The 13,548-nt window shown below is 72.7% G+C and carries 13 protein-coding genes; 7 read left to right on the top strand and 6 right to left on the bottom strand.

Translation table 11 applies throughout. The features are described from left to right. Positions 1-126: 126 nt before the first annotated feature. Entirely contained in the window at positions 127-1,155 is a 1,029-nt protein-coding gene (locus ACWGIF_RS23670; protein ID WP_453500462.1) for an endonuclease/exonuclease/phosphatase family protein, read from the bottom strand. Between the two features lie 287 nt (positions 1,156-1,442). Here ACWGIF_RS23670 and panB point away from each other — a divergent pair, with 287 nt between their 5' ends. From panB to ACWGIF_RS23655, 3 genes are all read left to right on the top strand, one after another. Next, positions 1,443-2,312, top strand: coding sequence for a 3-methyl-2-oxobutanoate hydroxymethyltransferase (gene panB, locus ACWGIF_RS23665; protein WP_453500460.1), 870 nt, complete (start codon positions 1,443-1,445; stop codon positions 2,310-2,312). Positions 2,313-2,445: 133 nt separating this feature from the next. Continuing rightward, a complete protein-coding gene (locus tag ACWGIF_RS23660) occupies positions 2,446-3,468 on the top strand; it encodes an ATP-binding cassette domain-containing protein (protein WP_453500458.1) in 1,023 nt (340 codons plus the stop codon). Next, on the top strand, positions 3,465-4,316 hold the full coding sequence (locus ACWGIF_RS23655; RefSeq protein WP_453500456.1) for an ABC transporter permease: 852 nt from the start codon (positions 3,465-3,467) through the stop codon (positions 4,314-4,316). Before ACWGIF_RS23660 ends, ACWGIF_RS23655 begins: the two co-directional genes overlap by 4 nt. Positions 4,317-4,373: 57 nt before the next feature. Here ACWGIF_RS23655 and ACWGIF_RS23650 read toward each other — a convergent pair whose 3' ends face one another. After that, positions 4,374-8,108: an AfsR/SARP family transcriptional regulator gene (locus tag ACWGIF_RS23650; protein ID WP_453500454.1), complete on the bottom strand. Its 3,735-nt coding sequence runs from the start codon at positions 8,106-8,108 to the stop codon at positions 4,374-4,376. A gap of 73 nt (positions 8,109-8,181) precedes the next feature. Here ACWGIF_RS23650 and ACWGIF_RS23645 point away from each other — a divergent pair, with 73 nt between their 5' ends. Then, positions 8,182-8,982, top strand: a complete 801-nt coding sequence (locus ACWGIF_RS23645; RefSeq protein ID WP_453500452.1) for a site-2 protease family protein — start codon at positions 8,182-8,184, stop codon at positions 8,980-8,982. A gap of 10 nt (positions 8,983-8,992) precedes the next feature. On the opposite strand, the gene ACWGIF_RS23640 is transcribed toward ACWGIF_RS23645, so the two are convergent. Continuing rightward, positions 8,993-9,184 (bottom strand): hypothetical protein, encoded by a 192-nt coding sequence (locus tag ACWGIF_RS23640; RefSeq protein WP_453500450.1) that lies wholly within the window; start codon positions 9,182-9,184, stop codon positions 8,993-8,995. 110 nt (positions 9,185-9,294) lie between these two features. Further along, positions 9,295-9,999 (bottom strand): NADPH-dependent F420 reductase, encoded by a 705-nt coding sequence (npdG, locus tag ACWGIF_RS23635; protein ID WP_453500448.1) that lies wholly within the window; start codon positions 9,997-9,999, stop codon positions 9,295-9,297. 153 nt (positions 10,000-10,152) lie between these two features. On the opposite strand from npdG, the gene ACWGIF_RS23630 reads away from it, so the two are divergent. Next, entirely contained in the window at positions 10,153-10,758 is a 606-nt protein-coding gene (locus ACWGIF_RS23630; protein WP_453500446.1) for a hypothetical protein, read from the top strand. 27 nt (positions 10,759-10,785) lie between these two features. Here the strand turns inward: ACWGIF_RS23630 and ACWGIF_RS23625 are convergent, their stop codons facing one another. After that, positions 10,786-11,022, bottom strand: coding sequence for a hypothetical protein (locus tag ACWGIF_RS23625; protein WP_453500444.1), 237 nt, complete (start codon positions 11,020-11,022; stop codon positions 10,786-10,788). A gap of 72 nt (positions 11,023-11,094) precedes the next feature. Between ACWGIF_RS23625 and map the strand changes: the two genes are divergently transcribed. Together map and ACWGIF_RS23615 are read left to right on the top strand one after the other, a co-directional pair. Continuing rightward, a complete protein-coding gene (gene map / locus ACWGIF_RS23620) occupies positions 11,095-11,952 on the top strand; it encodes a type I methionyl aminopeptidase (RefSeq protein WP_453500442.1) in 858 nt (285 codons plus the stop codon). A gap of 117 nt (positions 11,953-12,069) precedes the next feature. Then, positions 12,070-12,717: a biliverdin-producing heme oxygenase gene (locus tag ACWGIF_RS23615; protein ID WP_453500440.1), complete on the top strand. Its 648-nt coding sequence runs from the start codon at positions 12,070-12,072 to the stop codon at positions 12,715-12,717. A 158-nt stretch (positions 12,718-12,875) separates the two neighbouring features. On the opposite strand, the gene ACWGIF_RS23610 is transcribed toward ACWGIF_RS23615, so the two are convergent. After that, complete coding sequence (locus ACWGIF_RS23610; RefSeq protein ID WP_453500438.1) at positions 12,876-13,547, bottom strand: PhzF family phenazine biosynthesis protein; 672 nt, start codon at positions 13,545-13,547, stop codon at positions 12,876-12,878. Position 13,548 lies beyond the last annotated feature (1 nt).

Below are 13,548 nucleotides of genomic sequence, written 5' to 3'. Positions count from 1 at the left end.
GGCGGGCGCGGCCCCCCACCACCACCGGCCCGCCCCGGGGGGGGTGTTTGGGGTCGCTAGGGGCGCCCCCCCCCTCTTGGGCGGCCCCCCCCCCTCCCCGTGTGCGCGCCCTCGTCCCGGGTCCGCCTACTTCTTCACCGTCACCCGGGCCGCGACCGGGAGGTGGTCGCTGCCCGTGCGCGGCAGGGTCCAGGAGGCCTCCGGCCGGACCCCGCGGACCATGATCTGGTCGATCCGGGCCATCGGGAACTGCGCGGGCCAGCTGAAGCCGAAGCCGTCGCCCGCCGCACCCTGGGTGGAGCGCATCTGCGAGGTGACCTCGGACAGGGCGCGGTCGTTCATGGTGCCGTTGAGGTCGCCGAGCAGAATGACCTTCTTCAGCGGTTCGGCGGCGAGCGCGGCGCCCAGCGCGTCGGCGCTCTCGTCGCGCTGGTTCGCAGTGAAGCCGGCCTTCAGTTTGACCCGGACCGAGGGGAGGTGGGCGACGAAGGCGGCGATGTCCCCGTGGGGCGTGGCGACGGTGGCGCGCATGGCACGGGTCCAGCCCATTCTGATGTCGACGGGCGCGCTGGCGCTCAGCGGGTACTTGCTCCACAGGCCGACCGTGCCCTCGACGGAGTGGTACTTGTACGTTCCGGCCAGGGCCTTCTCGTAGACGGGGACGGCGCTCCCCTTGAGCTCGGTCAGGGCCAGGACGTCGGCCCCGGACCGGGCGACCGAATCGGCTGTGCCGCGCGGGTCGGCGTTGTCGGCGTCGACGTTGTGGGTGGCGACCACGAGGTTGCCGCCGGGGCCGGACTTGTCGCTGACGAGGCCGCCGAAGAGGTTGCCCCAGACCACGGCCGTCAGCAGCACCGCGATGAGCGCGGTCGCGGACCGGCGGTAGACGGCTGCTGCCAGCAGGACCGGGACGGCCAGGCCCAGCCAGGGCAGGAAGGTCTCGGTGAGGCTGCCGAGGTTGCCCACGTCGTTGGGCAGGTCCGCATGGAAGATCATGACCAGCGCGATCAGCACGGCGAGCGCCGCCAGGACCCATCCGCGCCGCCAGATCCCGGGGTCGTGGCGCAGTTCGGCCAGCCGGCGCCGGAAGCGGGATGCGGAGGGCTCGGGCTCCGAGCCGCCGTTCCCCGACTCCGTCATGTACGCCTGTGCCATGCCACTGCCCTCACTGCCGTGCTCGCGCTCCGTCCCCGCCCCTTGACCCTAGGCGATGACCGGAGCCTTCCGTGCCCTACGTCACGACCGCCCGTCGCGGTCGTACGTCCGGGAGGACGAACGGCCGTACGCCAGGGGTTCCGCTTGTCACGAAACGCGCACATTGCAGCCCGCGCGTCGGCTCGCCCCGCCTACCACTTCCGCCTTTGGCCACGTGGATGCCACCATGGTGGGTGAGTCCGGGGACGCCGTGAGGGCGCCTCGAGATGACACAAGGAGCAGTTGCAATGACGCATGCCGTTTCGCCTGCCCGCGCATCAGCATCCGCGGCCTCCCCCACCCTGTACGGAGGCACGGGCACCCGGCGCATCACCGTCCGCGACCTGACCCTCGCCAAGGAACGCGGCGAGAAGTGGCCCATGCTGACCGCCTACGACGCGATGACCGCGTCCGTCTTCGACGAGGCCGGCATCCCGGTCATCCTCGTCGGCGACTCGATGGGCAATTGCCACCTCGGCTACGACTCCACCGTCCCGGTGACCATGGACCAGATGACCATGCTCTCGGCGGCCGTCGTGCGCGGCACGAGCCGCGCGCTGGTCATCGGCGACATGCCGTTCGGCTCGTACCAGGAAGGCGCCGTGCAGGCGCTGCGCAGCGCCACCAGGCTCGTCAAGGAGGCCGGGGTCGGAGCGGTGAAGCTGGAGGGCGGCGAGCGCTCGCTGCACCAGACCGAGCTGATCGTGCAGTCCGGCATCCCCGTCATGTCCCACCTGGGCCTGACCCCGCAGTCCGTCAACGCCATGGGCTACCGGGTGCAGGGCCGCGGCGACGAGGCCGCCCACCAGCTCCTGCGCGATGCGAAGGCGGCGCAGGACGCGGGTGCCTTCGCGGTGGTGCTGGAGCTCGTTCCGGCCGAGCTGGCCGCCGAGGTCACCCGGTCCCTGCACATCCCGACGGTCGGCATCGGCGCGGGCGCGCAATGCGACGCTCAGGTCCTCGTGTGGACCGACATGATGGGCCTGACCAGCGGAAAGCTGCCCCGGTTCGTGAAGCAGTACGCCAAGCTCCGCGAGACCATGGGCGACGCGGCGAAGGCCTTCGCCGAGGACGTGGTCGGCGGAACGTTCCCCCAGGAGGAGCACGCCTTCCACTGATGAGGTGAGCGGTACGGCAGCCCGTCGGCATCTCGCCGGCGGGCTGCCGCACACCGGCTCCAGGCGGACTGTCGGCTGCCTGTAGCCGGGCTGTAGGCCGCCTGTCGGTGTTTTGTCAGTGGCACCTGGTCCCATGGTGGGCATGACGCGAAACGACAAGAACCCCAACGCCGTGGAAGTACGGGGGCTGGTCAAGCACTACGGCGAGACCAAGGCCCTCGACGGTGTCGACCTGGACGTCCGCGAGGGAACGGTCCTCGGGGTCCTCGGGCCCAACGGGGCCGGCAAGACCACGCTGGTGCGCTGCCTCTCCACTCTGATCGCACCGGACGCCGGCACGGCGACCGTCGCGGGCTTCGACGTGGTCCGCCAGCCGCGGCAGCTGCGCCGCACCATAGGCCTCACCGGCCAGTACGCCTCGGTCGACGAGAAGCTCTCCGGCTGGGAGAACCTCTACATGATCGGGCGGCTTCTCGACCTCTCCCGCAAGGACGCCCGCCGCCGTGCGGACGAGATGCTGGAGCGGTTCTCCCTGACCGAGGCCGCCAAGAAGGCCGCCATGAACTACTCCGGCGGCATGCGTCGCCGGCTCGACCTCGCCGCCTCGCTGATCGGCAACCCGGCCGTGCTCTACCTGGACGAGCCGACCACGGGTCTGGACCCGCGCACGCGCAACGAGGTGTGGGACGAGGTCCAGCGACTGGTCGCCGAGGGCGCCACGGTGCTGCTCACCACCCAGTACATGGAGGAGGCCGAGCAGCTCGCCAGCGAGCTCACGGTCATCGACCGCGGCAAGGTCATCGCCAAGGGCAAGGTCGACGAGCTGAAGGCGCGCGTCGGCGGGCGCACCTTGAAGATCCGCCCCGTGGCCTCCTCGGACCTGCCGGGCATGGCCCGCGCGCTGGCCGAGGCCGGACTGGACGGCGTGGCCGGCACCCAGGCCGTTCCCGACGAGGGCGTGCTGCTGGTCCCGATCCTGAGCGACGAGCAGCTGACCGCCGTGGTCGGTCTGCTGGCCGCCCGCGGGTACGCGATCGCCGACCTCGGCACCTACCTGCCCAGCCTCGACGAGGTGTTCCTGGCCATCACCGGTCAGAAGCCCACCGCCGTCGAGGACTCCGTCCCCACCGAGAAGACCGAGGAGGTCGCGGCATGAGCACCGTAACCACGACGAAGCGCGCGCCCACGGCGCCCGGTCGGGCCCCGGTGGCCGCGCCCTCGGGCGAGGGCCGGATCGGCCTGCGGGCCAACCTGCGGCACATCGGCGCGCTCGTGCGCCGCAACGCGCTGCAGATCAAGCAGGACCCGGAGTCGATGTTCGACGTCGTGCTCATGCCCATCATCTTCACGCTGTTGTTCGTCTTCGTCTTCGGCGGCGCGATCTCCGGCAAGGGCAACCAGGAGGGCTACGTCAACTACGTGGTCCCGGGCCTCATGGCCATGATGGGCATGAACATCGCGATGGGAGTGGGCACCGGAGTCAACGACGACTTCAAGAAGGGTGTGATGGACCGGTTCCGGTCCATGCCGATCGCCCGTTCGTCGGTGCTCATCGCGAAGATCGTCGTCGAGATCGGCCGGATGATGGCCGCCATCGCGATCCTGCTCTGCGTGGGCTTCCTGCTCGGCCTGTCGATCAAGGGCCCGATCCTGGGGCTGTTCCTCGCCATCGGTCTGGCGGCCGTCTTCGGCGCCTCGCTGATGTGGATCTTCGTACTGCTCGGCCTCACCATGAAGACCGCGCAGGCCGTCCAGGGCATGGCGATGCTCGTCCTGATGCCGCTGCAGTTCGGCAGCTCGATCTTCGCCCCGCCGTCCACGATGCCCGGCTGGCTGCAGGCCTTCACGGACTACAACCCGCTGTCCAACCTGGCCGACGCCGCCCGTGCGCTGATCAACGGGACGCCCGTCGGAGACTCGGTGTGGATGACCCTGGTCTGGTCGCTGGTGCTCACGGCAGCCACCATGCCGCTCGCGGTCCGGAAGTTCCGCCAGAAGACCTGACCCGCGGACCGGTCCATTCCGGATCGCGTCCCGGACGGACACCGGCCCAAGGCCGGGTCAGATGAGGGCGGTGGCCTCCTCCAGGGAGAGGCCGCCGCCTTCGGCGTACGCCTTCTCGTAGGCGGCGTCGCCGAGCGCCGTCCGCGCCAGCCCCTCGGCGTGGGCGAAGTCCTCGCGTTCCGTGGTCACGGGGAAATGTCCGGGGGGCAGGTGCGCCCGGTAGGCGCCGAGCAGCCGGGCGGCGTCGTGCTCGCGCTGCGGGCCGACGAGCGAGACGAGCGAGACGAGCGAGACGGCCCCGGTCAGCAGGTACACCGCCGGCAGCTGCGGGGCGACCATCAGCACGAGCGGATCCTGGACCCTGCCCATGGCCTCGCGGGTCCGCACGAGAGCGTCCTCGTACAGGCCCTCCTGGTTGTCCAGCCAGCCGATCGTGGCGAGGAGGAACACGTCGAAGAGGGCGTACGCACCGAGCGCGAAGTCCTCGCGCAGCGCCTCAAGCTGGGCCCGGGCCTCGGCGGTCCGGCCGGTGCGGCCGAGGATGCCCGCGAAGAACATCCGGGCGGCGGGCATGGCCTCGTTGCCGAAGCGCTGAACGCTGGCGGTGATCTCCGTGAGGATCGCCTCGGCCTCCTCCGCCTCCCCGTTCTCGAACAGCGTCCCCGCCATCCGTACGCGCAACACCGTGACCTGGGCCTTGGCGCCCAGGCGTTCGGCGTGTTCGATCGCCGCCCGGAAGTCGTCGGCGGCCTGCGCGTACATACCGCGCTTCTCCCGGGACTCGGCGCGCGCGGACAGGGCCTCGGCGCAGCCCCAGGCGTCGCCGAGTTCTTGGAAGAGGGCCAGGCTCTCGTCGGCGTCGCGGGAGGCGTCGCCGGCCCAGTCGGCCCGGTTGGCGAAGATGTTGGCCCGGAGCTGGAGGGCCGAGGCGAGCTCCCAGCGGTATCCGAACGCACGGCAGGTCTCGACGGTCTCGTCCACGACGCGCTGGAGCAGCCCGGCGTCGCCCGCGATCATGACGGCGTAGATCCACAGGTTGGAGGGGGACCGGCAGGTCTGCGGCAGCCCGGGCCGGTAGGTGGCGAGCACGCCGTCGATCTGGGCGCGGACCTCGGGGGTGTCCCAGGTGGCGCTGTTCTGGTCGCGGGCGGCCAGCCGGATCAGCTGGACGCCGCGCCAGGCCTCGGTGAGCAGTTCGCCGGAGTAGGGCGGGGGCGTGTCGACGATCCGCTCGTGGACGGGCGCGGCGGGGGTGACGGGCGCCGCGAAGGGGTTGGGGCCGAGCGCGGCGGCCGCCTCGGACCAGTGCCGGGACTCGGTCGCCAGGTCGTGCATGTGCCAGTACCAGCCCAGCGAGTGGACGAGGCACAGCACCTCGCCGGCGTCCCGGGCGGCGACGGCGCGGCGCAGGGCGGTGCGCAGGTTCTCGTACTCGGTGGCGAGGCGCTCGGTCGCGGCCCGCTGGCCGTGGCCGCGCAGCCGGGGCTCGGTGGTGCGGGCCAGTTCGCGGTAGTGGACGAGGTGGCGGCGCTCGGTGTGCTCGCGGTCCCCTTCGGCCGCGGCGAGCCGCTCGGCGGCGTACTCACCGACGGTCTCCAGGAGGCGGTAGCGCATGCCGGAGCCGTCGGAGCCGGGGGCGGCGACGACGAGGGACTTGTCGACGAGGGAGCCGAGGACGTCCGCGGTGTCGTAGGAGGGGTCGGCGCAGACGGCTTCGGCGGCGGCGAGGTCGCAGCCGCCGGCGAAGACGGAAAGCCTGCGCAGGACGGCCCGCTCGGGCTCGTCGAGCAGGTCCCACGACCAGTCGACGACGGCGCGCAGGGTCTGCTGGCGCGGCAGCACGGTGCGGGCGCCGCTGGTCAGAAGCCGGAAGCGGTCGTCGAGCCGGTCGGCGATCTGGCGCGGCGTCAGCAGCCGCAGCCGGGCGGCGGCCAGCTCGATGGCGAGCGGCAGGCCGTCGAGGCGGCGGCAGATCTCGGCGGCCGCGGCCGGGTCGTCGTCGGTACGGAAGCCCGGCCGGGCGGCGGCGCCCCGGTCGCCGAGGAGCCGCAGGGCGACGGGGTCGGGCAGCGGCTCCACCGGGCGCAGGGACTCCCCCGGCACACCGAGGGGTTCGCGGCTGGTGGCCAGGATCTGCACGCCGGGGCAGCGTGCGAGGAGTTCCTCGGCCAGTTCGGCGGCCGCGCCGACGACGTGCTCGCAGTTGTCGAGCAGCAGCAGGAGCCGCTGCCGCGCGCAGTGCTCGGCGAGCCGGTCCAGGGGGCCGTCGCCGTTGCGGTCGGTCAGCGCCCGCAGTTCCTCGGCGGCGGCGCCGCGCAGCTTGGTCTCCCGGGCCCCGAGCGCGGCGAGCGTGGCCTCGGCGACGTCCTCCGGGTCGTCCACGGGGGCCAGCTCGACGAGCCACACCCCGTCGGGCCATCCGCCGTGCGCCGCGTGCGCCTCGGCGGCCTCCTGCGAGAGCCGCGTCTTCCCGGCCCCGCCGGGGCCGAGAAGCGTGACGAGCCGCGCCCGCGCGAGGTCGTCCCCGATGACGCGGATGTCGTCCTCGCGTCCGACGAAGGTGGTGAGCCGCGCCCGCAGATTGCCCTGGCCGGCTCCGGCGAGGGCGGCGGGGGGCGGGCCGTACCAGGGGGCGGCGGAGCCGGCGGCGGGCGGAGGCTGCGCCCCGGACCACGGCCCGACGCGCCGGAAGGCATCGTCGCCCGCGCCGGCCGGATACGGCTGAGTCCGGGCGCCGGGCCGGACGGGGGCGGCCGGTTCCGGGCGGACCGCGGCGCCGTACGGCCCGGGCGTGGGGCCGGCGGGGGCGGTGGGGGCAGCGGGGCCAGCGGCTCCCCAGGCGGCCTCCGCGCCCGCGCCCGGGCCGCGGGACTGCCCGGCTGCCCCGGAGACGCGGCCGTGTCCCGCAGCCGGGCCGGGTCCCTCGCCCGCGCCGGCCGGGTCGGCGACCTGGGGCTGCGCCCCTGCGTGCGCGGGCTGACCGCCGGAGGCGGGGGCGCCCGGCGGCCGGCCGCCGGGCGCGTACGAGGTCGCGGGCCCGGCCCCCGGCCCGGGGGCCGGCTGACTCAGGAGCTCGGGGTCCGGCGGACTGAGGAGTTCGGTGTGCAGGGCGCGCAGCGCGGGGCCCGGGTCCGTGCCGAGCCGGTCGGCGAGGTCCCGGCGGACGCCGTCGTAGGCGGACAGGGCCTCCGCCGGGCGGCCCGCGTCGCGCAGCGCACGAAGACGCAGCGCCTGCAGCGGCTCGTCCAGCGGCAGCTGCGCGCACAGCGCGGTCAGCTCCGGCAGGGACCGCTCGGCGTGGCCCAGCGCCAGGGCCGCGGCGAGCCGGCCGCGGCGCGCGTCCATCCGTACGGCCTCCCAGCGCGCGGACTCCGCGGCCGGGTCGGGCAGGTCCGCCAGCGCGGGTCCGCGCCACAGGGCGAGGGCCTCCTCGTAGAGGGCCATCGCCTCGGCCGGGTCCCGCTTCTCACCGGCGGCGCGGGCCAGCTGCTCGAAGCGGTACAGGTCGACGTCCTCCCGCTCGGCGGCCAGCTGGTAGCCGCCATCCGCGGAGCGCACGGCCGCGTGCCCCAGCGCCCGCCGCAGCCGGGCGACCAGCGCCTGCAGGGCCGCCGACGCGTCGGCCGGCGGGTCGCCGTCCCACACCTCGGCGATCAGCAGCCGGGCCGGCACCGCCCGCCCCGGCCGCAGCGCGAGCGCGGTCAGGAGTGCCCGCAGGCGCGCGCCGCCGACGGCGACGGGGGTCCCGTCGTCGTGGAGGGCCTGGGCGGAGCCGAGGATCGCGTAACGCATCGGCCCATTGTCTCCGGACCCGGCCCGGGACCCGAACCGTTTTCGTCCGGGTGCCCGGGATAGGTTTCCCCGCATGGGTCATCAGGGCAGCCGCAGCGAGCGGCGGATCAGTTCGGTATTCATAGGCATCGTCGCCGTCATGGTCGTCACCGGCTGGGCGGTGTGGACGGGGTACTCGACGAGCACCGGGCTCGCCGTCTTCCTCTCGGTGACGTCGGCGTGGATCGTCTCCCTCTGCCTGCACGAGTACGCGCACGCCCGCACCGCCCTGCACGGCGGCGACCTCTCGGTCGGCGCCAAGGGCTACCTCACGCTGAATCCGCTCAAGTACACGCACTGGCTGCTCAGCATCGTCCTGCCGGTGATCTTCGTGATCCTGGGCGGGCTGGGCCTGCCCGGCGGCGCCGTCTACATCGAGCACGGCCGGATCCAGGGGCGCTGGAAGCACAGCCTCATCTCGGCGGCGGGACCGCTCACCAACGTGGCCTTCGCCGTCGTCTGCACGGCGCCGTTCTGGCTGGACGCCCTCGACGGGGTGCCGATGCCCTTCCGTTTCGCGCTCGCGTTCCTGGCGCTGCTCCAGGTCTCGGCGGCGATCCTGAACTTCCTGCCGGTGCCGGGCCTGGACGGCTACGGGGTCATCGAGCCCTGGCTGTCCCACCGGGTGCGCCGCGAGGTGGAGCCGCTGGCGCCGTACGGTCTGATCGGCATCTTCGTGCTGCTGTGGATCCCGGGGGTCAACGCGGTCTTCTTCGACGCGGTGGAGGGCGTGCTGTCCGGACTCGGCGTGTCGGAGCTGGACTGGTGGTGCGGCCGCGACCTCTACCGCTTCTGGCAGGAGGGTGCCGGGGTCTGTGCCGTCCCGCTGGACTAGGGCGTCCGGCTCAGACCGCGTTGCGCGTGGCGGCGGCCTTCTCGGCCTTCGCCTTGCGCAGGTAGTACCAGGCCATGTTGGACGTGAGGCCCGCCAGCAGCACCCAGACGATCCCCAGGAAGCTGCCCTCCACGAAGGCGATGACGGCAGCGACGACCGCGAGGACGCAGACGACGACGGCGAAGACGGCAAGGCGGGGCATGGAAAGAGCTCCTCGGAAACACTGATCGGGGTCGAGCCTCACCAGTGTCCCCCATGCCCCGCAGTGCTGCCGTAAGGACGTCGCCGGGGCGTCCGGGCGGGCGTCCGGGCTCAGACGTCCGTGACGCGCAGGCCCGCGTGGGCCTTGTAGCGGCGGTTGGTGGAGATCAGGTTGGCGACCAGGGACTCGACCTGGTGGGCGTTGCGCAGGCGGCCGGCGAAGACGCCGCGCATGCCCGGGATGCGGGCGGCCAGGGCCTGGACGAGGTCCGTGTCGGCGCGGGATTCGCCGAGGACCATCACGTCGGTGTCGATCTCGTCGATCGACTCGTCCTGGAGCAGGACCGCCGAGAGGTGGTGGAACGCCGCCGTGACGCGGGAGCCGGGGAGCAGGGCGGCGGCCTGCTGGGCGGCGCTGCCCTCTTCCACCTGCAGGGCGTACGCGCCCTGCTTGTCGAAGCCCAGCGGGTTGACGCAGTCCACGACGAGCTTGCCGGCGAGATCCTCGCGGAGCGCTTCGAGGGTCTTGGCGTGGCCCTCCCACGGCACCGCGATGATGACGATGTCGCTGCGGCGCGCGCACTCGGCGTTGTCCGCGCCCTCCACACCGAGGCCCAGTTCGTCGGCGGCGCTCTGGGCGCGCTCGGCGGCGCGGGAGCCGATGATCACCTTCTGGCCGGCCCTGGCGAGCCGGTAGGCGAGGCCCCGGCCCTGGTCGCCGGTGCCGCCGAGGACGCCGACGACGAGGCCGGACACGTCCGGCAGGTCCCACGGGTCCTTGGCCGGCGGCTTCTGCGTGCTGTCTGAGGAAGTCATGGGGGCGAGGGTACTGCCGGGTAGGGCACAGTCGAAGGGGAGGGATCACGCAGGGAGCCGGGGATCCGCGGGACGGCGGGCGGCGCACGGCGGACGGGGGAGCCGGGGGCGAACCGCTCCCCCGTGTCCGTCGGATGGTGCAGGATGCCCGTCATGGACGCCGTGAGGGTCGCGCTGCTGCGCGAGGTGCTCGCCGGTACGCAGTGGCCGGGCGCCGCGCGCCGCTTCGCCGGGTCGCTGCGGCGGTCCGTCGTGCCGGCCGGGGGGAACCTGCTGCTGGTGGGGACCGAGCGCTACGAGCCCTGGCACCTGGCGGCGCACCTGGTGGACGAGGCCGCCTGGTCGGGTCTGCCGGAGCTGGCGCCGACGCTCGTACGCCACCGGGTGCGGCCCGGGGAGCCGCCGCACCTGTCGGTGGGGCTGGGCCGGCTGGAGGCGGCCCGGCGCGGGCACACGCTGCTGGTGGTGGCGCCCGGGGAGCCCGGCGAGCGCCTGCTGGAGCGCGTCCACGACGCGCGGCGCGCGGGGGTGACCGTCCTGTCCCTGGACGGCGGGGACCCTGAGCTGGGCGCGCTGGCGCATGATGCGCTGTCGGTGCCGGAGGGCGGCGCCGAACTGGATCTGGACACCGTGCAGCACCTGGTCAGCGCGGCGGCCGGGGAGAACAGCATGCCGGCGCAGCGGGGGCCGCGCCGGCTGAGGGACCGGCTGGCGCGGCTGGCCGATCAGTTGACCGCCCCGCCGCCCAGCCGCTGGTAGGAGCAGGAGCCCCCGGCCCACGGCCGCTCAGGGGGCCGTGCCTTCTTCTTCCTCGCGGCTCTTGTCGTTCCACTTCGGGTCGTTTTGCCATTCGAGGTTGCGTTCCTGCGCCGTTTCCATGGCGTGGCTCGCCTCCTCGGGGGTCTCGTACGGACCGAAACGGTCCTTCGCCGGGCACTCGGGGCCTTCCTCGACCTTGTTGTGGACCAGGCAGTAGTACCACTCGCCCGCTTTGCCCACCTGGCGCTTCTTGAACAGGGCCATCGTTGTCAGGCTCCTCTCGTTACCGCTCTCTGCCGCCATGCTGCCCCATCCCCGCTGGATACACTCGCTTGCATGTCTGGCCAGTCGCTGCTCGTACCAGGCGAGCTTTCCCCCGTCCGTTCCGTTCCCGGAAACATCCGCCGGCCCGAGTACGTGGGCAAGCCCGCGCCCACTCCGTACACCGGACCGGAGGTGCAGTCGGCCGAGACCATCGAGGCCATGCGCATCGCCGGCCGGATCGCCGCCCAGGCGATGGAAGAGGCCGCCAAGCTGATCGCGCCGGGGGTGACCACCGACGAACTCGACAAGGTCGCCCACGAGTACATGTGCGACCACGGCGCCTACCCCTCGACGCTCGGCTACCGGGGCTTCCCGAAGTCGCTGTGCTCCTCCGTGAACGAGGTCATCTGCCACGGCATCCCCGATTCCACCGTCCTGCGCGACGGCGACATCGTGAACCTCGACGTGACCGCGTACATCGGCGGGGTGCACGGCGACAACAACGCCACCTACCTGTGCGGTGAGGTGGACGAGGAGTCGCGGCTGCTGGTGGAACGCACCCGCGAGGCGCTGAACCGGGCCGTCAAGGCGGTCAAGCCGGGCCGCCAGATCAACATCATCGGCCGGGTCATCGAGTCGTACGCCAAGCGCTTCGGCTACGGCGTGGTCCGGGACTTCACCGGTCACGGCATCAATTCCTCGTTCCACTCCGGCCTGATCATCCCGCACTACGACAGCCCGCACGCCACCACCGTCATCGAGCCCGGGATGACCTTCACCATCGAGCCGATGCTGACCCTGGGCACCCACGAGTACGACATGTGGGAGGACGGCTGGACGGTCGTCACGAAGGACCGCCGGCGGACGGCGCAGTTCGAGCACACCCTGGTGGTGACGGACTCCGGGGCGGACATCCTGACCCTGCCGTAGCGGGGATTTTTTTCCCGACAGGACGTCGGGAACACATTGACTTAGGCAAGCCTAAGTAGGAGGATCAGGTGTGGCGGCACGGCCGCCACGCCTTTTTCCTCTTCCTGGAGGTCCGCCTTGGACGCCTTCTCTACGGTCATCCGCGTCGCGTCGCACGAGCAGCACACCGAGGCCGAGACGTCGACCTTCATGAGCGACCTGCTGGGCGGACGGCTCGGCGTGGACGCGTACACGCGCTACACCGAACAGCTGTGGTTCGTGTACCGGGCCCTGGAGGATGCCGCCGAGTCCCTCAAGGCCGACCCGGTGGCGGGCCCGTTCATCCAGCCCGAGCTGATGCGCGTCGCCGAGATCGAGCGCGACCTGGCGCACCTGCTGGGGCCGGACTGGCGCGAGAACGTCGTGGCGCTGCCCGCGACCCTGGCGTACGCCGCCCGCGTGGCCGAATGCGCGGCGCAGTGGCCGGGCGGGTACGTGGCCCACCACTACACCCGCTACCTGGGCGACCTCTCCGGCGGCCAGATCATCCGCGACAAGGCCGAGCGCACCTGGGGATTCGAGCGCAAGGGCGACGGCGTCCGGTTCTACGTCTTCGCGGACATCTCCAACCCGGCGGCCTTCAAGCGGACCTACCGCGAGCTGCTGGACGCGATCGCCGCGGACGACCTGGAGAAGCAGCGCATCATCGACGAGTGCAAGCGCGCCTTCGACTTCAACGGCGCGGTCTTCCGCGAGCTGGGCGAGCAGTTCTCGCTCAGTGCGTAGCCCTCGGGGGAGTTGTCCGGCGCAGTTCCAGGCGGAGTTCGGCCGGGAGGTCGGCGGGAGTTCGGCGGGAAAAGAGGGCCGGGCCCGGTGCACAGCGCACCGGGCCCGGCTTGTACGCGCTTGCCCCGTGCTTGCTACCCGGGGGTCGCCGGCCACCCCTAGGCGGTGTCCGGGTGCGCGATCCGGGCGAAGCGGACGCGGCCGCCGATCTCGATCGTGCCGTCGGGGTTGGGAGCGGTGAGGATCTGGGAGCCGGCGCCCTGGGTGATGTTGAGGGCGCGGTTCAGCTGGGCCGTCAGCAGGATCGCCGCCGAGCCGGTGGCCTCGTCCTCGGCGATGGCCCCGTCGGGGCGGCGCGGAAAGCCGCGGGCCCGTACACGGCCCGCCGTCTCGTCCTCCCAGGCCCAGGCGTACAGCCAGCCCTCGCCCGGCGGCGGGGCCGGCAGCGCTTCGACCTCGGCGACGGACGCGTACTGCTCGGTGCGCTTGCCCTCGACCCACTCGGGGCGGGCCGTGATCCAGGTGAACTCCCCGTCGTCACGGGCCCATACGGATCCGGCCGGCGGTTGGAGCTCCTCGATGTCCAGCAGCCAGGCGAGCCCGACCAGCGGATGCCCGGCGAAGGACATCCGCGTGCCGGGGGTGCGGATGTCGACGACGCCGCGTTCGGGGTCGTCGACGAACACCGTCTCGCTGTAGCCGAGTTCGGCGGCCAGAGCCTGCCGCGACGCGTCGTCGGGGCAGGACCGGCCGTCGCGTACGACACCGAGCAGGTTGCCGTGGCTGCCGTCACCCGCGCAGAAGACCCTCAACACATCGAGATCGTTCACG

The organism is Streptomyces sp. NPDC054849, from assembly GCF_053610945.1.
The sequence above is the reverse complement of the archived record's forward strand: the minus strand, read 5'-3'. Positions and strand labels throughout refer to the sequence as shown.

Excerpts from the sequence above, each read along its gene's own strand:
- ACWGIF_RS23670 (WP_453500462.1), bottom strand. The coding sequence starts at position 1,155 with ATGGCACAGGCGTACATGACGGAGTCGGGGAACGGCGGCTCGGAGCCC.
- panB (WP_453500460.1), top strand. The coding sequence starts at position 1,443 with ATGACGCATGCCGTTTCGCCTGCCCGCGCATCAGCATCCGCGGCCTCC.
- ACWGIF_RS23660 (WP_453500458.1), top strand. The coding sequence starts at position 2,446 with ATGGTGGGCATGACGCGAAACGACAAGAACCCCAACGCCGTGGAAGTA.
- ACWGIF_RS23655 (WP_453500456.1), top strand. The coding sequence starts at position 3,465 with ATGAGCACCGTAACCACGACGAAGCGCGCGCCCACGGCGCCCGGTCGG.
- ACWGIF_RS23650 (WP_453500454.1), bottom strand. The coding sequence starts at position 8,108 with ATGCGTTACGCGATCCTCGGCTCCGCCCAGGCCCTCCACGACGACGGG.
- ACWGIF_RS23645 (WP_453500452.1), top strand. The coding sequence starts at position 8,182 with ATGGGTCATCAGGGCAGCCGCAGCGAGCGGCGGATCAGTTCGGTATTC.
- ACWGIF_RS23640 (WP_453500450.1), bottom strand. The coding sequence starts at position 9,184 with ATGCCCCGCCTTGCCGTCTTCGCCGTCGTCGTCTGCGTCCTCGCGGTC.
- npdG (WP_453500448.1), bottom strand. The coding sequence starts at position 9,999 with ATGACTTCCTCAGACAGCACGCAGAAGCCGCCGGCCAAGGACCCGTGG.
- ACWGIF_RS23630 (WP_453500446.1), top strand. The coding sequence starts at position 10,153 with ATGGACGCCGTGAGGGTCGCGCTGCTGCGCGAGGTGCTCGCCGGTACG.
- ACWGIF_RS23625 (WP_453500444.1), bottom strand. The coding sequence starts at position 11,022 with ATGGCCCTGTTCAAGAAGCGCCAGGTGGGCAAAGCGGGCGAGTGGTAC.
- map (WP_453500442.1), top strand. The coding sequence starts at position 11,095 with ATGTCTGGCCAGTCGCTGCTCGTACCAGGCGAGCTTTCCCCCGTCCGT.